The organism is Cellvibrio fontiphilus (genome assembly GCF_042646205.1).
GTDB lineage: Bacteria > Pseudomonadota > Gammaproteobacteria > Pseudomonadales > Cellvibrionaceae > Cellvibrio > Cellvibrio fontiphilus_A.
The window spans coordinates 511,856-530,111 of the sequence record NZ_JBHRTF010000003.1 but is presented as its reverse complement, the minus strand read 5'-3'; the positions used below and the strand labels follow the sequence as shown (position 1 = coordinate 530,111).

Here is an 18,256-nt window from a genome sequence, read left to right as displayed (position 1 = left end):
GGCGTCAGTGCTCAACGCCAGCACATCAATATTGGTTAATTAAATTGTTTTACTTTGTCAGCTTCTACTGCGCCTATGCCGGCCAGGTTGAGAATTAATTTGCCATTCTCACCGATGGTTACGCTGTTGACGTTGGCACTCAATGAAGTATTTAGCGCTTCTGTTTTTCCATTTTGGCCAGCAGTAATTTCAAAACGATATTCACCCGCTGTTGCGGCATTCTCACCGGCTTCCCAATCAAGCAGCTCACCGTTTACTTCGATATTTTGGCCATCCCAACGAAACACGGTTTCACCTGCCGGGGCTTGACCCACAGGAATGGTTTGCACCAATGAACCTGTTTCATCGTAAATACTCATTTTTAGATCGGTGGTGGGGTAATCCAGATCCACACTGCCTGCCACTATTCCGCCAGTCACTAAAGTACTGGTGTCTGACTCAACCGTAACGCTACGACCAACGAGCGATGATGCCTGCAGCGCATTATTGGACATAAAACTGTTAAAGCTGGTGTTCAAACGCTCCAAACCTTCTACCGAGCTGAACTGCGCCAACTGCGCTACGAACTCACTATTGTCCTGTGGGCTTAGTGGGTTTTGATTATTCATCTGGGTAATCATCAATTCCAAAAACGCAGCCTGCCCCAATTCATTGGTGTTCTTTTTGGTGTCCTGTTTTTTAGTGATGCTGAGGTTATCAGTGACGCTATTTGTTGATGCGGCAGATACAGTCATGATTCAGCTCCCTATTGACCAAGTGTTAATACGCGTTGAACCATTTGTTTGGCTGAGTTCATCACTTCCACATTCATTTGAAAGGAGCGCGATGCAGCAATCATGTTGGCCATTTCTTCAACCGGGTTTACGTTGGGATAAAACACATAACCTTCCGCATCTGCTTTGGGGTGCCCGGGTTCATAGCGACGCTGCAGGGGCGCATCACTCTCGACAATTCCCATCACCTGAACACCGGCAGCTGCATCTACTTCGTTGTCGCTGTAGGCACCTTCGGACACACTGGCACGCATGGCTTCTTGCTGGATAGCCGCAAACACGGGTTGACGACTGCGATAAACCTCGTCAACACTGGAGCTTGCGGACTGGGCATTGGCCAAGTTGCTGGCGGTGGTATTCAAACGCAAACTTTGTGCGTTCATACCGGTGCCTGCGATGTCGAAAATATTTCCCAGAGCCATGTGGTTCACCTATTTATCTGTGCATTTTTGATGCAAAAAATCTTGTTACTCTGTGCCTGCCGAGTTGAATTACTCGCCACGAATTGCACTGCGCAAACCAGTAAATTTGCTATTTAAAAACTGAAAACTGGATTGGAAAGCCAAGGCATTTTTCATGTATTCCGCGTGCTCAATTTGATCCTCGACCGTGTTGCCATCGATAGAGGGTTGTTGCGGCGTGCGATACAGAGTGTCCGCTTCATCGCTGGCAAAACCGGCACCATCGATATGACCGGCTTGGGTTGTAGCCAAATTGAATCCACTGTTGCCATTCATTTTTTGATTCAGGGCCTGCTTGAAATCGATATCCTTGGCTTTGAAATTGGGGGTATCCACATTAGCCAGGTTATTGGCCAGCACCGCGGCTCGCTCGGAGCGAAAACGCAGAGCTGATTCATGTATGCCAAGGGCTTTTTCAAAGGAAATGGACATTTGTTTTCACCTGATACTGGTCTGCAACACTAAAAACACTTTCGCACTATCGGCAAAGAATGGCGGTATTGCGTTTGTTGTTAGTGTTAAAGCAACGGCTATGCCAAACCCCAAAATAAGTTTCAACCAATTGTTTTTAAAGGGTTTTTAAGAAGCTCGCCCACACCAGACGAAAAGCGGCAACACAAAAGCGGCAAAGCTTTACCGCTGGGGAATTGAGAAACGGCAAGCAATAAAAAACCGGGCTATAAACCCGGTTTTTTTACTGCTGCCTGGAGGGTATAAACCGCATTAAATAGCGCGATAAAGAATGCCAGGCTCGCAACGCACCATTTCAAATAGATCGGCGACACCAGCCAGCCCTTCAGAAGATCCAAGAAATAAAATACCGTTCGGTTTTAGTGAAGCATGAATTTTTTGCAGAATTTGACGTTTCAAATCGCCATTAAAATAAATCAGCACATTGCGACAAAACACTATGTCGAACTTACCCAAACCCACATAGGAATCCATTAAGTTCAGCGAACGAAATTCAATCCGCTCTTTGACAAACGGCTTTACCTTCCACATTGCAGGGTTGGGATTATCAAAAAATTGCGCCAATCGATCTGCCGTAAGCCCACGCATGACCGATAGCTTATCGTATTCCCCGCTGCGAGCTTGCTCCAGCACCGTGGAAGATAAATCGGTTGCCACAATTTGTACCGGGCGCGCCAGATTGCCCATATTTTGTCGCTTGAACTCTTCCACCATCATACTGATGGAGTAAGGCTCCTGCCCCGATGAACAAGCCGCAGACCAGATACGCACAGGGCCGAACATGCGGTTATTGCCGGCCATCAATTGGGGGAGCAATACGTTTTTAAGGTGATCGTAAGGATAAACATCGCGAAACCAGAAGGTTTCGTTAGTAGTCATAGAATCGATAACTTGATCTTTTAACTTTCGATTAAAACCCTGCTTCAAACTTTTTACCAACTCACCAAATGAGGCGATGTTGTTTTCTTCCAGAATCCGGCGGATTCGGTTTGTCACCAGGTACTGCTTGTTATCACCCAATGAAATGCCGCAGGCCTCCTCAAGAAACTGCCTGAACTGATCAAAATCAGCCGGATTGAGGTTATCGCCGCCTAGCGGTTTGGAAATTGGCGTTGGCTTATTACTCATAAACTCTCATTAAAAAAACATGTCGCCGCAAAATTGCAGCGACAATTTTAACTTAGCCCTGCTCGGGCGGAAGCAGGCTCTCACCGGTAATTGCCAATACGCGATCATTGACGCGCTTGGCTAACTCATCCGGGTGGAACTTAGCCAGGAAGTCATCAGCGCCTACTTTACGCACCATCGCTTCATTAAATACACCACTCAGTGAGGTGTGCAAAATAATATGGAGATTTTTAAGCTGCGGATGATTGCGAACCTCGGCCGTGAAGGTATAACCATCCATTTCCGGCATCTCAATATCGCAAATGATCATGATCAATTCCGAGTAAGGATCTTTACCCTCTTTCAAAAGATCGAGTAGGTAGTTGAAACCTTCGGCACCGTCTTTCTTCAGCGTGGTTTTAATACCCATCCCCTCAACAACACGCTGGATTTGTTTACGGGCGATAGTAGAGTCGTCAACGATTAGTACATGTTTTTGCACAACCCTGTCGGCAATTCCATCCTCAATAACACCGGCACTGACTTCTTCACGTGCAGGCGACACTTCAGCAAGGATTTTCTCCACGTCGATGATTTCCACCAATTGGCCATCAACCTGGGTAACCGCCGTCAAATAATGCTCTTTGCCCGCACCTTTGGGCGGCGGGTGAATATCGCCCCAATTCATATTCACAATTCGCTCAACTGAGCGAACCAAAAAGCCCTGGGCCGTGCGGTTGTATTCCGTGATGATCACAAAACAACTTTCAATATCAGGCAATTCACGCCGCCCTATCGCCAGGTTCATATCCATGATTGGCAAGGTGCCACCACGAATATGCGCAACGCCCCGCACCACAGAACTGCGGCCGGGAATTGCATTCAATTGCGGGCATTGAAGCACTTCTTTCACCTTGAACACATTTATACCGTACAGCTGTTGTCCACCCAGGCGAAACAACAAAAGCTCAAGACGATTTTGGCCAACCAGTTGCGTACGCTGATTGACACTATCCATTACCCCAGCCATGCAATTACCTCGTTATTTGTAAAAGTCAGCCTACTACGGACAAGTTGCGAATATATTTTCACCAGCAACGGCATAGTATTTGCTTTGAAGCACATAAGTAGCTTAGCGGCAAAAAAGTGTCAGACTTTAGACGTTATTCCGATTACTTGAATGACACTCGATTCTTATCCTTGAGGATAGGCCAAAATATGGAACTTCCTAGTTTTTGCAAAAATTTCTTCTGTAAATATCTAACGCATAGCCGCACAAACAGGGCATCTGCGCAAAAACTCGTGCGCTCATGTGCTCGCCTTACAAATTATCTGTGTGGCACCGGCATCCTCTTTGCCAGTTTTGATGCTTTTGCCCAGATTTATTCCCCATTGGCACTCAAGCAAGATGTTGCCAATTTTTTGGCGAGCCATTACAGCCAAGTAGAACATGAACGCCTGGACATAAAGGTTGGCAATCTGGATGCGCGCCTAAGGCTTGAGACCTGCCCCGACACCATCGTTTTTAACCTGCAAGATCCAAGCGGTTTGGGTGGAAACTTGAGCGTTCAAGCCAAATGCCCTGCGCCGGGAGGCTGGTCAGTCCACGTTCCCGCACAAGTGATGGTGTATCGTCAAATTCCCGTAGCAGCTCGCACCATTGCAAGAGGCGAGCGTGTGAGCGCCAGTCACCTGACCGACAACCTGGTTAATGTGAGCAGCATACGCCAAGGCTATGCCTTGAGCAGTGAGAACATTATTGGAAAAGAAGCCAAGCGCAATATCGCTCAGGGAGAAGCTTTTAAAACCAGCTCGCTTGATTCGCCCACGGCAATCAAACGCGGTGAGAGCGTCACCTTGCAAGCGCAAGCCGGGGCTATCAAGGTATTAAGTTCAGGTGTTGCCTTGGCTGATGGCCGGATTGGGCAAAAGATTCGTGTAAAAAATAGCTCATCAGAGCGCATAGTCACTGGCATTGTAGTGAATCAGGGACTTGTTGAGACACTTTGATTAACCCTGTAGGGAATATGAAAATGTTGCTAAAGTTATCGCGACCTTGGCCGATAAGACTATCAAGAGAACCGCTTAAACGGTCCTCCAAGTGTCACGACATAGCAACCGCGACGTTTAGATTAACAGCCAGCAGACAAGATGCCTGCAGGCTTAAAGGGGAAAAACATGATTCTTAATACTAACAACTCGCTTGATTCAGTCAGCGCCAAGGGCACTCGCAGCAAACCTGCGTCCAGCCCATCGGCAGAGGTTAAATCTGCCGAAAGCAAAAGCCCTCAAACTCCAAGCAGCAAATCAGCTGGAGATCAGGTGGTTTTGAGCCAAGAGGCGCAAACATTGGGCCGCTTACAAAGCAAAATCGATAGCGCACCGGACGTCAACCTGGACAAGGTTGCCGAAATCCGTCGCGCCATCGCTGAAGGGCGTTTTGAAATCAACGCCGACCGCATTGCGGAAAACATGCTCAACCAAAACGATCTACTTGGATAAACCGGCACAGGCCTTAAACCTCGCCTCCCCTGCGCGGTTTAAGGTTTTGTGCCAAATACAGCCAACAACGGCAAAAAGAGGTTGCTATGTCTCTTGATATAAACTTACTGCGCCAGATGCATGCGCAGGATTCATCTGCTATCCAACAACTCAAGCAATTGCTAATCGACGAACGCGAGCAACTTGCACAACGCAAACAAGACCAGCTTTCTACAATCGCAGAGCAAAAGACTATCCTGGTCGACCAGCTTAATCACAATAGTAAGCAGCGAACAGCTGTGCTAAATGCGCTTAACCTGCCAACCAACGCTCAAGGATGGGATCTATTCCTCCAGCGCAATACCGCGACCCTTCCTCTACGGGAAGACTGGCAGCGCCTTGTCGTTGAATTTGAGGAATGCCAGCAGTTAAATGACATTAACGGCAAACTCATCGCTCGCTCCCAGCAAACACTTAATCATTTACTCAACCTGTTACGCGGTAAGGTAGCTACTGCCTCTCTCTACACCGCCCAAGGGCTGAAAAGCGAGCAAACCTCCTCCTTCACCGTCGCTAAAGCCTGAAGTACCTCACTCCGTCCGCCTTTGTTCATTCAAGGGCACCTTTGCATTACCCCCTCTCTTCTCTACCGGCGCTTAACGCGCCGGGAAATAGCTATCACATAATTCTGTGTTGACAGCACAAGTATAATCATTAATATAAATCATATATATTAATGATCATGTCCGCAGCTTCAGCTGTTTTTTCAAATCAAACAGCCGTCAGACGCCTACCCATAATAGGAATAACAAATGAAGTATTTTCTCCTGATCTTTATTTGCATCATCAATAGCCCTGCCCTGGCCAAAAGTAATGAGCACCCTTTTTATCTGGGGGCTGACCTATCCTACGTGAACGAAATGGAAGATTGCGGGGCAAAATATTTTGATAAAAACAAACGTAAAGACCCTTTTGCGCTCTTCGCTGAAAAAGGTGCGAATTTAATCAGGGTTCGCCTATGGCACGACGCAGACTGGACCCAATATTCCGACTTGCCCGATGCCGCTAAAACGCTAAAACGCGCCAAAGATCAGGGAATGAAAACCCTGCTCGACTTTCATTATTCAGATACCTGGACCGATCCGGAAAAACAATTTGTCCCTAAGGCCTGGGCCAATATCAATAATGATGATGAATTAGCTCAAGTACTTTACGACTACACTTTCGCAACCCTCGCAACATTGGATACACAAAATCTGTTACCCGATTTGGTTCAAGTCGGCAATGAAACCAATATCGAAATATTACAAGCGAAGGACAAAATTGTTCACGGCATTCCAAACTGGACGCGCAATGCCAAATTATTAAATAGCGGCATAAAAGCTGTTCGTGATTACAGTAAAAAAGCTAATAAACCAATTGGCATAGTGCTGCATATCGCCCAACCCGAAAATGCCATCTGGTGGTTTAAGCAAGCTACAGAAAACGGGGTCGAGGGATATGACATTATCGGCCTCTCTTATTATCCACAATGGTCAACCTACAAATTGGCAGATTTACCAAAGGCGATTGCCACTCTTAAAAACACCTACAACAAGGAGGTTCTGATTGTGGAAACAGCCTACCCTTATTCATTACAAAATTATGATAAAGCCGCAAATGTATTAGGCAAAAATGCAGTGCAACCAGAATTTCCAGCAACGCCAAAAGGCCAAGCCAGCTATCTGCTCACCTTGCGAAATTTAGTAAAAGCATCTGGCGGCATGGGCATAGTGTATTGGGAACCAGCGTGGATAAGCACTAAGTGTTCTACCCTCTGGGGGCAAGGCTCACACTGGGAAAATGCCAGCTTCTTTAACGCCGCGGATGGCAACAAATCCTTGCCGGCATTTTTATTTTTCTCCCAATAATTTAAATACAAAAAAATCTGATACTGAAATAATGTTAAAAGAGAGAGATGATCGATGAACAAAAACCTGAAAAAATTGGGCGCCTTGGCATTGTGTGGGCTTATTGCTGCCTGCTCGCCAACACCAAAAACCAGTGTCATAGCAGACATCAACTACGATAAAGACTGGCAATTTTTCCGCAGCGAAAAAGTTCTGGATCTAGCGTCTGCACAAGCACAAACCCAATGGCAAACTATTGCTATCCCCCACACGCCCAAAATTGAACCATTGATAGTAAATGACCAATTTCAAGGGGATGCCTGGTACAAAAAAATTATTACTCCCGAGCCTGCCTGGAAAGGTAAACACGTTAGTGTGAAATTTGAAGCAGCAATGAACGTTGCTGAGGTCTGGCTAAATGGCGAAAAACTCACAACGCATCTGGGCGGCTATTTACCTTTTTCAGTAAACCTGACTGAAAAACTTGTATGGGATGCACCTAATGAATTAATCGTTCGTTTGGACAACAGGGATAACCCCATCACCGGCCCCAAACCCCTGCACGATCTGGACTTCAACACCTATGGTGGAATTTATCGCCATGTCTATCTGCAAATCGATAACGACTTACATATTAGCGACCCGGTAGCAGCTGGAAAAATAGCAAGTGGTGGAATTTTTGTGCGCTATCCAAGCGTGAGCCAGACAGAAGCGACTATAAATATACAAACGCATCTCGTTAACAAAAACCAAAAATCAAAACAATTTCGCGTTGAGCAGGAGCTGCTCGATGGTGATCAAAAAGTGGCGACTCAATCAAGCGCGCAGCAAACGATTGACGGTAGCATTGACGCTGAAAGTACCATTGAGTTGATAGTAAAAAATCCACGCCTTTGGTCACCCAAAACGCCAAACCTTTATCATTTGGTGACACGCGTTTATGACGGAGAATCATTAGTTGATGAAAAAACAAATCGCATAGGCATCCGTGAATTCAAATGGGTCGAGGGGCAGTTATATATTAATGGTGAAAAAACTTTTTTACGTGGCGTGAATCGTCATCAAGAATATCCCTATATTGGTTACGCCACTTCCGATGAAGCTGACTATCGCGATGCAGTAAAAATTAAATCTGCCGGTTTTGATTATGTTCGTCTTTCCCACTACCCCCACTCTCCTGCTTTTATGGCCGCTGCTGATGAGTTAGGTTTGGTTTTACTAAATTCTATTTTAGGCTGGCAATACTTTTCGGAAGACCCTGCATTTCAGGCTCAGATTCAACAAACCTGCCGGGATCTTATTCGTCGCGACCGCAATCATGCATCAGTCATGGCATGGGAATGTTCTCTTAATGAATCCTGGATGAGTGAGGCCTTTATCGATTCGCTCACTACAATTATCAAACAGGAATATCCAGGTGCGCTCTCTGCAGGTTGGCAGGAGTACGGTTATGATATTTATTTGCAAGCGCGCCAACATCGCTTGGAACACTACAAAACCCCAGCTAAGCCATATATTGTGAGTGAATATGGAGATTGGGAATACTACGCAATGAACGCGGGCTTGAATCAAAGCGCTTGGGCAAATTTATTACAAGCAGACCGCTCAAGTCGTCAATTGCTTAGCGATGGTGAAATACGTTTATTACAACAAGCATCAAATATTCAAGAGGCGCATAACGATAACTTTAATACACCGGCATTCGCTGACGGTTATTGGGTAATGTTTGATTACAATCGCGGTTACGCACCTGACTTGGAAAGCTCGGGCATTATGAGCATCGACCGTTTGCCTAAATACAGCTATTACTTTTATCAAAGCCAGCGCAGCCCCGATGAGGTTTCAGAAAAATTTGCTTCAGGCCCTATGGTTTTTATCGCCAGCGAATGGACTCAACACTCACCGCTCAATGTAAGAGTTTTTAGCAATACAGATGAAGTGGAATTACTGCTCAATGGAAAAGTGATCGCAAAACAAAAACCGGATGTTAATCCAAACACAACCAATCTGAAGCATCCTCCTTTTACTTTTACAATTCCTGCATTTGAAGTTGGCGAACTCAAAGCTATAGGTTATCGCTCAGGTAAGGCGGTTGCCGAATACAGTGTTACAACACCCGGCGCAGTTGAAAAAATGAACTTAACTATCGATACAAGTGGAAAAGCCCCTGTTGCAGGAGTAAAAGATACCGTTTTTGTATACGCTCACTTGCAGGATAAAAACGGCAACCGGGTTCATAGCAACGGAATACCCGTGAAATTTAGTGTTACAGGCTCCGCCAAACTGATAAGTCCAACCTCTGTTACTACTGCCGCTGGAATCGCCACTGCATTAGTGGAAATTGGCGACTCACTAACGGATATTCAGGTGACCGCAGAAGCAGACAAACTACCCACATCAACTCTGCAAATTAAATGATCGCAGACTACCTCTGCAGTTAATAAAAAGCCCTGTAAAAACAGGGCTTTTTATTCAGGTCGCACTCACATTCTCAATACTACTTGAAGGCGTCCCACACCGCTGTTGCTTTGCCATTATTGTCCATAGCCCCGAGCGTGTAGCCCTTCCAGCCGGGACGCGCCTGAGGCTCCCAATAGAAAATACCAATCCCCTTACCACCACTTACCTGCCCTACTTTTGTGATCATATCCTTAACAATAGTTTGAGCCTGAGCATGATCCCAAGGCACGCCAATTTCAGAAATCATTACTGGTACAGCATAACGCGCAACCATATCATTCAAATTATTTAAACATGCGCTATTTGCAGCTTGCCAAGTGTAGCCAGTTGCGTTTGTCGGGTAGGACGAGGCACCAATAATGTCGAACTTGGCACCATTTGTTTTAAGTCCATCAAAAATCCAACGGAAATTAGCGTTGTCATGACAGTTTGCTAGGTGCACTACAACTTTCGCACTGGAATAAATACTTTTTACCGCGTTGTAACCAGTATTGGTTAACCAAGCGTAGTTTTTCATGTTGACCGATGCCTTACCTTCGTTCCACAGCATTCCATTGTTTGTTTCATTTCCAACCTGAACCCAATCCACCGTAACGCCTGCATCTTTGACTGCTTGTAGCGTATAGCGTGTTGAATTCCATACAGCATCCATCAACTGCTGTAGCGAATAACTATTCCATGCAGCTGGTTTTGTTTGATGCCCGGGATCAGCCCAAGTATCACTGTAATGGAAATCAATCATTAATTTCATGCCTGCTGCTTTTACACGCTTTGCTTTTGCAACCACATCCTGCGTTGAGTTATACCAACCATCAGCAGGGTTTACCCATACACGCAAACGCACAGCGGTCATACCTTGCTCTTTCATAATGGCGAGAATATCTTTTTTCACACCATTTCGGTTGTAGTAGCTAATGCCATTAGCCTCTATTTCAGATGTCCAACTAACATCAGCACCTTTAACTGGTGCCCCCCAGCCACATGCAGCTGAAGTTGACAACACTGCACCAATACACAAAGAAAGAAATGTTTTTTTCATGGGGATATCTCCATTGAACCTAAAGTTATTGTTATCAGATATTTGCCTCCCTTCACGCTAGCGTTGCAACCAGCTATACAACATAGGCCCCGCCTATAAGTTATATTTATATTACATATAATACCTATTTACAAGCTATGATGCCTATATAAGGAAGAGAGATAAACCCCATCCGTGAAGATAAGTATGACTAAAAAAATTTAGGCGTGATTAAAAAGAAAAAACCCGCATCAAGGATGCGGGTTCTTCTTTTTAACGAAAAATAACTGACCGTTATTTCTGCTCAATATCAGCTGAGTCTTTCAAGAACTTTTGGAATCCAGAAAAATCATTCCTTCCATATAAAGAGGCTAACTGAGAGCTAATGGCCGAACGCTGTTCTTCTGCGACTTTGTTTCCTACACCTGAAGACACTGCACTTAAAACAACAATAGCCATATCGCCTGCAGATGTAATTACATTGCCTACAGCAGGTTGATTAGCTGAAGGCTTTGGCATAGAGAAAGCATAACGTAGTACATCGGTGTCAACTCCAGCTGAATTGCGCGTCGCCTCTTTAAACTCTTTAATCTCTAGATTAGCCGCACTGCTCAAATCAGCCAAAGACGAACCTGCTTTGATATCTGCAATAAATTTTTGCGATTGTTCGGTCAGTACTGCACGAGCTTTCTGATCTTTGAGCGTATCTTCGATTTGCTGTTTTACTTCGCTCAATGACTTTGTCTTACTGGGCTTGTGCTCAGTCATCTTTAGCACGAGTACATTACTGGAGTCAATTTCGATCACATCACTGGCGTTGCCATCGCGCAGAACTTCATCCGAGAAAGCAGCATCAACAACTTTTGGATTAGCCATCACACCCTGGCCTTTACTTTTTTCAAAAAGCCCGGAATTGACTGCAGTCAAATTTAATTCCTTAGCTACATCAGACAAACTCTCAGCGTTGTAGGAAAGATCACGCAATTTTTCAAGCTGGGCAACAAAAAGCAACTCAGCCTCTGCTCGCTTAATCTGCTCCTCAATTTCAACTTTTTGCTCTTCGAAGCTAGGTGGCGTTGTATTTTTCTCAGCCAACAGTTTAATAAAGTGGGTCCCTGCATCTGTTTTTACGGGTGCAGAAACTTCACCAACTTTAAGGCTAGAAAGTGCAGTTTCAAACTCTTTAGGAAAAGCGTCACCCGAACTAAAACCAAGATCACCACCCTGATCTTTACTTCCTAAATCATCAGAGTATTCCTTTGCCAAGTCAGCGAATTCAGAACCGGATGCCAATTTCTCGGAAATAATTTTAACTTTATCAGCATCATTATTTTCGATTAAAATGTGCGCTGCTTGACGCTCAGGTGCAGCAACAAAAGATGATAAATTTTGTTCATACTGCTCACGAATCTGACTGTCAGATACCGATACATTTTTCATTAAGTCCTGGACACTCAAATTAATGTAATCGACAGCAACCTGCTCTTCGCTTACAAACATCCCTTGATTCGCATCATAGTAAGTTTGGATATCAGAGTCCTGTAACTGAATCGAGTCACGTGCCTTAGCTGATGGCAATATTACGTATTGTATATCGCGCGATTGAAAACTTAATGCAATTGCATCTTCAAGTTGAACGTTAGTAGAAAAGCTACTCTGAGCAACGCCCGCTTGTAATTGATTGATAATTAATTCATCAGAGAGAATCTTGGTGTATGAACTATGGGTGTAACCCATATTACGAAGTAATCTCTGATAAGCACTATTATCAAACACTCCAGACTCATTCTTGAACTGCGGAGTTGTTGTAATTTGTTCTGCAAGATAATTCTCATCGATTGCCATGCCTACATCTTTTGCAGCCTGAGATAAAATCAACCGCTGGATCAGATTATCCAAAGCCGGCTTGCGCAAATATTCATCACTCAAAAATTGAGCAGGAATTTGATCGCCGTATAAATTAAGCATTTGCTGTTTCTGCATACTAACTGCACGAGCCACATCCATTTCAGTAATTTGCTCACCATTAACCTTGGCAGCTTGATTCGCGGATGTATCCCAGTTGAATAATGCCTCAACACCGGTAAGGGCAAAAATGATCACCAGAAATCCGATTAAGATGAAAGAGATTACTCCTCTGGAATTATCTCTGAGGTGTTGTAACATTTTAAACTCCTAACATGATGGGAATATCTGATAGCTTCCTAAGAGGCATACAGAGGGACTTATGGTACTTATTAGAATTGATTTAGCTTTTTAAATTCATTCAAATACTAAAATCACTAAAAAAAAAGCGCACCTAGATGCGCTTTTTGTGTTTCGTGGTTGGCATAAAACCTACAAAAACCAAATTAATTTACCGCGTCTTTCAAAGACTTACCGGGTTTAAAACCAGGAACTTTGGCCGCTGCAATTTTGATCTCAGCACCAGTCTGAGGGTTGCGACCAGTACGGGCAGCACGCTCTTTAACCGCGAAGGTGCCAAACCCCACCAAAACAACGGAGTCGCCATTCTTAAGGGCCCCTGTAATGCTCTCAACCACAGCATCCAGCGCGCGTCCAGCAGCTGCCTTTGGTATATCCGCAGATGCGGCGATGGCTTCAATCAGCTCAGTTTTGTTCACACTTAACCCCTTTTGATTATTTGTTTCTAAACACACAGTACAAATTTAATCACGCATTTAATTCGCATAGTCTGTGCAGCAAATGAATTGCGATTTATACCAACTGAAAATCGGAGGGTCAAGGAAAGCTTACAGCTTTACACAAAACCCACCCCGCTTTGATCACAAAACAAGCAGCCATACCAAATGCCCCACTTGAAAGCTTTAATGGGTGCTCAGTCTACTATCTGCCTCATCTGACTTTTGTGCTGCTTTCTCCAAAGCCCGATACTCTTCATCACTAATTGGCTTGGGACTGTATTGAAGAGCAATTTCTAAAACTTCATCAATCCATTTGACCGGTTTAATTGACAGGTCTTCTTTGATATTTGATGGAATCTCTTTGAGATCACGCTCGTTGTCAGCGGGGATGATAACCGTTCTAATACCACCTCTGTGAGCAGCAAGTAGTTTTTCCTTGAGTCCTCCTATTCTCAAGACCTCTCCGCGCAATGTAATTTCACCGGTCATTGCAACATCAGCTTTAACAGGGATACCGGTTTGTACAGAAACCAATGCAGTGCACATGGCAATACCTGCACTTGGACCATCTTTAGGTGTTGCCCCTTCAGGTACGTGAATATGGATATCAACTTTTTCATGATGGTCTGGCGCTATTCCCAAAGCCTGGCCTCGCGAGCGAACAACAGTCAGTGCTGCCTGAATAGATTCTTGCATCACGTCACCCAGTGATCCTGTCTTAATAATCCTTCCTTTCCCAGCCACTGCAGATGCTTCGATAGTTAACAGCTCTCCACCTACTTGAGTCCAAGCCAAACCTGTAACCTGACCAACCTGATCCTTACTCTCCGCCTTGCCATAGTCAAACTTGCGAACCCCTAACAAGTCTTCAAGGATGGATGGGTGAACCACTTCCGCACTTATAGTGCGCCCCTTAACATGACGCGCAACAATCTTGCGACAAATCTTTGCGATTTCTCGCTCCAATCCTCGAACACCAGCCTCACGTGTGTAATAACGAACAATGTCCCTGATTGAATCGGCTGTAATTTCAATTTCAGCATCTTTCAGACCATTAGCTTTAACTTGTTTAGGAATCAGATAGCGCTGTGCAATATTTAGCTTTTCATCCTCCGTATATCCGGGAATCCGTATGACTTCCATACGATCAAGCAGTGGACCAGGAATGTTCATAGAATTAGATGTGCAAACAAACATCACATCGGATAAGTCATAATCAACTTCAAGGTAGTGATCATTGAAGTGACTATTTTGCTCAGGATCTAGCACTTCAAGTAAAGCTGAAGCAGGATCGCCGCGGTTATCCATTCCCATTTTATCGATCTCATCAAGCAAAAAGAGCGGATTTTTCACCCCGACTTTGGCCATTTTTTGAATCAACTTACCCGGCAGGGAGCCTATATAGGTACGTCTGTGACCACGAATTTCGGCCTCATCGCGCACACCACCTAGCGCCATTCGAACAAACTCACGATTTGTAGCTCGCGCAATAGACTCCCCTAAAGAAGTCTTACCAACACCTGGGGGGCCAACCAAACAAAGAATCGGTCCTTTAATTTTTTTAACTCGCTGCTGAACAGCAAGGTACTCCAAGATGCGCTCCTTGACCTCTTCTAAGCCGAAATGATCCTTATTGAGTACCTCTTCAGCACGAGCAAGATCACTTCGGACTTTACTTTTTTTACTCCAGGGTACTTTTATCATCCAGTCAATATAAGCACGAAGCACAGAGGCCTCAGCTGACATCGGTGACATTAATTTTAGTTTGTTAAGTTCCGCTCGGGCTTTTTCTGTAGCTTCTTTTGGCATAGCAGCTGCAGCGATTTTTCGCTCTAATTCGTCAGCCTCGCTAACCTCTTCACCCAACTCACCCAGCTCTTTTTGTATAGCTTTAATCTGTTCATTTAAATAATACTCGCGCTGGCTTTTTTCCATTTGCTTTTTGACTCGCCCGCGAATCTTTTTTTCGACATGAAAAAGATCCACTTCTGCATCCATCAAATCCAGCAAGTGCTCAATGCGTTCACGAATATCAGCCACTTCCAATACCGACTGCTTCTTAGGTAACTCAAGCGACATATGAGCAGCAATTGTGTCAGCCAGCCGGCCAGGATCGTCGATGCCAGAGAGGGAGGTAATTACTTCAACTGGAACTTTCTTGCTCAAATTGACGTATTGCTCGAACTGCCCCATTACTGAAGCAATTAGCGCACGGGCCTCCGACGTTTCGACTTCAGGACTCACAATAAGTGACGCATTAGCTTTAAAATAAGAGCCAGAATCAAATATTGATTCAATTCGAACGCGCTCACGACCTTCGATAAGTACTTTGACTGTACCGTCCGGCAACTTAAGCAGCTGCAGTATCGATGCTACTGTGCCAACTTTATATAAATCATCCCCCGAGGGCTCATCTTGTTGGGGACTTTTTTGCGCGACCAACAAAACCTGCTTGTCATTGGCCATTGCTCGCTCAAGAGCCTCAATGGACTTTCCTCTTCCGACAAATAAGGGAGTTACCATATGCGGATAAACAACAACATCACGCAGTGGCAGTAAGGGGATATCGGTAATCTGGGTATCAACAGGAGTTTCAGCGACCATTGGTTCCTCTCTATCTCAAGAAGGCAACTAACACCTTGCCATGAACAAAGAGTGGGGGCAAATGGAGTTAATTACAAGTTGCGCTCACAGAAAAAAAAGAGCGCATAAATGCGCTCTTTTCATCTTCTCGTTTCTGTTTAAAAACTATTTATCATCTGAAGCCACTTTGGCCGGAATATCAGCAACCTCATAAACTAGCAACGGCTCAGACTCCCCCTTGATAACAGACTCGTCCACAACCACTTTGACAACATTATCTTCTGATGGAATTTTGTACATCGTATCAAGCAACACGTTTTCCATAATAGAGCGCAAACCACGCGCCCCAGTCTTACGCTCCAGCGCGCGCTCGGCGACAGCATCCAAAGCATCTGGACGGAAGTCGATTTGAACTCCTTCCATCTCAAACAGCCTTGCGTATTGCTTAGTCAAAGCATTTCTCGGCTCAGTTAATATTTGTATTAATGCCGCCTTATCCAGCTCATCCAAGGTAGCGATAACAGGCAAACGACCAACAAATTCGGGAATCAAACCATAACGAACCAAATCCTCAGGCTCTAATGAATGGAGCGTCTCGCCAAAATTACGTTTTTCATCTTTGCTTTTGACCTCTGCGCCAAAACCTATGCCACTTTTTTCAGATCTATCACGAATAACCTTATCCAATCCAGCAAAGGCACCGCCACAGATAAACAGGATATTTGACGTATCAACTTGCAAAAACTCTTGCTGAGGGTGTTTTCGCCCTCCCTGAGGAGGAACTGATGCGACAGTACCTTCAATTAACTTGAGCAAAGCTTGCTGAACGCCTTCACCAGAAACATCACGTGTAATTGAAGGATTGTCTGATTTTCGAGAGATCTTATCGATTTCATCAATATAAACTATACCTTGCTGCGCCTTCTCTACATCGTAATCACACTTTTGCAGAAGCTTTTGAATAATATTTTCTACATCTTCGCCAACATAACCAGCTTCGGTCAATGTTGTAGCATCAGCAATCGTGAACGGCACATCAAGCAAACGAGCCAGTGTTTCAGCAAGCAAAGTTTTTCCACTACCAGTTGGACCGACTAAAAGAATATTGCTTTTGCCAAGTTCAATAGGCTCTTTATCTTTACCTGCCTTATCACCAAAACGGAGGCGCTTGTAATGATTATAAACCGCTACCGCCAAAACCTTTTTAGCTCGTTTCTGACCGATTACATATTGATCCAGAATCGCAGAAATTTCGTGTGGTTTAGGTAGCTTTTCAGATGTGCCGTCAGCTGTATTTTCCTGTATCTCCTCACGAATAATGTCATTGCATAAATCAACGCATTCGTCACAAATGAAAACAGACGGTCCTGCAATCAGCTTACGAACCTCATGTTGACTTTTGCCACAGAAAGAACAGTAGAGCAACTTTCCGTTTTTATCGCCTGTGTCACTGGTGTGATCGGTCATTCAAACCCACTCCATCAAAAATTCAAAACCGTTATCAGCTTTCTTGGATCGCAACTAGCTCAATATCTGGTTGCGTTTTTCGATCACAAGAAACGTGTTTACTTAGCTGCAGGCTGAACACGTCGCTCAATAACTGAGTCGATTAAACCGTAGTCTTTGGCTTGCTGTGCTGACATGAAGTTGTCACGTTCGGTGTCCAATTCAATTTTATCAATCGGCTGGCCAGAGTGAAATGCCATTAGCTCGTTGAGACGGGCACGAATTTTTAATATTTCCTGTGCCTGAATATGTATGTCCGAAGCCTGCCCTTGAGCACCACCACTTGGTTGGTGGATCATTACACGCGAGTTTGGCAAACAAAAGCGCTTACCTTTTGTACCAGCATTTAATAAAAATGCTCCCATACTACATGCTTGGCCAATACACATAGTGCTAACATCTGGCTTAATGAACTGCATGGTATCGTATATCGACATTCCTGCTGTCACGGACCCACCAGGAGAATTGATATAAAGATGAATATCTTTATCAGGATTCTCAGCCTCCAAAAACAATAATTGAGCGACTACCAAATTGGCCATGTAATCCTCAACAGGCCCCACAAGAAAAATTACACGCTCCTTGAGAAGACGAGAGTAAATATCAAATGAGCGCTCCCCTCTGGCAGTTTGCTCAATAACCATCGGCACCAAGCCACTGTTGATAAAGGAAGACTGAGATTTTGTAGATTCGTATGACATCTTGCGTTTTATCCTTAAGCGAACATTTAATATCGCCAGTTCTGAAACAGTAAATTTGCTATTTGAGAGCTTAACTCGTGATGGCATTATATGCCAGTCCAAAGAGGGGGTTTTGGATGGGGGATTAAAACGGAAGGAGGCCGCAAAGCATGTGCAATGCG

Annotated in this window: 16 protein-coding genes; 5 read left to right on the top strand and 11 right to left on the bottom strand. The window is 44.6% G+C overall.

Going from position 1 to position 18,256, the window contains the following annotated elements; translation table 11 throughout:
• Positions 1-35 precede the first annotated feature (35 nt).
• The 5 genes from ACFODX_RS07970 to ACFODX_RS07950 all read right to left on the bottom strand — a co-directional run bounded on the left by ACFODX_RS07970 (position 36) and on the right by ACFODX_RS07950 (position 3,842).
• Positions 36-734, bottom strand: a complete 699-nt coding sequence (locus ACFODX_RS07970; RefSeq protein WP_378117818.1) for a flagellar hook assembly protein FlgD — start codon at positions 732-734, stop codon at positions 36-38.
• An 11-nt stretch (positions 735-745) separates the two neighbouring features.
• Positions 746-1,195, bottom strand: coding sequence for a flagellar basal body rod protein FlgC (gene flgC, locus ACFODX_RS07965; RefSeq protein ID WP_378117812.1), 450 nt, complete (start codon positions 1,193-1,195; stop codon positions 746-748).
• Positions 1,196-1,264: 69 nt separating this feature from the next.
• Positions 1,265-1,666 (bottom strand): flagellar basal body rod protein FlgB, encoded by a 402-nt coding sequence (flgB, locus tag ACFODX_RS07960; protein ID WP_378117809.1) that lies wholly within the window; start codon positions 1,664-1,666, stop codon positions 1,265-1,267.
• A gap of 291 nt (positions 1,667-1,957) precedes the next feature.
• Positions 1,958-2,833, bottom strand: coding sequence for a CheR family methyltransferase (locus ACFODX_RS07955; protein WP_378117807.1), 876 nt, complete (start codon positions 2,831-2,833; stop codon positions 1,958-1,960).
• Positions 2,834-2,885: 52 nt separating this feature from the next.
• Positions 2,886-3,842, bottom strand: coding sequence for a chemotaxis protein CheV (locus ACFODX_RS07950; RefSeq protein ID WP_378117805.1), 957 nt, complete (start codon positions 3,840-3,842; stop codon positions 2,886-2,888).
• 362 nt (positions 3,843-4,204) lie between these two features.
• Here ACFODX_RS07950 and flgA point away from each other — a divergent pair, with 362 nt between their 5' ends.
• The 5 genes from flgA (at position 4,205) to ACFODX_RS07925 (ending at position 9,600) form a co-directional block, all read left to right on the top strand.
• Positions 4,205-4,822, top strand: coding sequence for a flagellar basal body P-ring formation chaperone FlgA (gene flgA / locus ACFODX_RS07945; RefSeq protein ID WP_378117803.1), 618 nt, complete (start codon positions 4,205-4,207; stop codon positions 4,820-4,822).
• 168 nt (positions 4,823-4,990) lie between these two features.
• Positions 4,991-5,314: a flagellar biosynthesis anti-sigma factor FlgM gene (gene flgM, locus ACFODX_RS07940; protein WP_378117801.1), complete on the top strand. Its 324-nt coding sequence runs from the start codon at positions 4,991-4,993 to the stop codon at positions 5,312-5,314.
• Between the two features lie 86 nt (positions 5,315-5,400).
• Positions 5,401-5,877 (top strand): flagella synthesis protein FlgN, encoded by a 477-nt coding sequence (locus tag ACFODX_RS07935; RefSeq protein ID WP_378117798.1) that lies wholly within the window; start codon positions 5,401-5,403, stop codon positions 5,875-5,877.
• Between the two features lie 228 nt (positions 5,878-6,105).
• Entirely contained in the window at positions 6,106-7,203 is a 1,098-nt protein-coding gene (locus ACFODX_RS07930) for a glycoside hydrolase family 53 protein (protein WP_378117796.1), read from the top strand.
• Positions 7,204-7,257: 54 nt separating this feature from the next.
• Positions 7,258-9,600 carry a glycoside hydrolase family 2 protein gene (locus ACFODX_RS07925; protein ID WP_378117794.1) on the top strand — a complete coding sequence of 781 codons (2,343 nt, stop codon included), beginning with the start codon at positions 7,258-7,260 and terminating at the stop codon, positions 9,598-9,600.
• A 79-nt stretch (positions 9,601-9,679) separates the two neighbouring features.
• Here ACFODX_RS07925 and ACFODX_RS07920 read toward each other — a convergent pair whose 3' ends face one another.
• The 6 genes from ACFODX_RS07920 to clpP form a co-directional block, all read right to left on the bottom strand.
• Entirely contained in the window at positions 9,680-10,681 is a 1,002-nt protein-coding gene (locus tag ACFODX_RS07920) for a glycoside hydrolase family 53 protein (protein ID WP_378117792.1), read from the bottom strand.
• A 273-nt stretch (positions 10,682-10,954) separates the two neighbouring features.
• Positions 10,955-12,826 (bottom strand): SurA N-terminal domain-containing protein, encoded by a 1,872-nt coding sequence (locus ACFODX_RS07915; protein ID WP_378117790.1) that lies wholly within the window; start codon positions 12,824-12,826, stop codon positions 10,955-10,957.
• Positions 12,827-13,011: 185 nt separating this feature from the next.
• Positions 13,012-13,284 carry an HU family DNA-binding protein gene (locus tag ACFODX_RS07910; RefSeq protein WP_040391956.1) on the bottom strand — a complete coding sequence of 91 codons (273 nt, stop codon included), beginning with the start codon at positions 13,282-13,284 and terminating at the stop codon, positions 13,012-13,014.
• Positions 13,285-13,488: 204 nt separating this feature from the next.
• Entirely contained in the window at positions 13,489-15,909 is a 2,421-nt protein-coding gene (gene lon, locus ACFODX_RS07905) for an endopeptidase La (RefSeq protein WP_378117788.1), read from the bottom strand.
• 144 nt (positions 15,910-16,053) lie between these two features.
• The gene (gene clpX / locus ACFODX_RS07900) at positions 16,054-17,355 is read right to left on the bottom strand and encodes an ATP-dependent Clp protease ATP-binding subunit ClpX (RefSeq protein WP_378117786.1); all 1,302 of its coding nucleotides are present in this window, start codon (positions 17,353-17,355) and stop codon (positions 16,054-16,056) included.
• 98 nt (positions 17,356-17,453) lie between these two features.
• On the bottom strand, positions 17,454-18,095 hold the full coding sequence (gene clpP, locus ACFODX_RS07895; protein WP_324260028.1) for an ATP-dependent Clp endopeptidase proteolytic subunit ClpP: 642 nt from the start codon (positions 18,093-18,095) through the stop codon (positions 17,454-17,456).
• Positions 18,096-18,256: the final 161 nt, after the last annotated feature.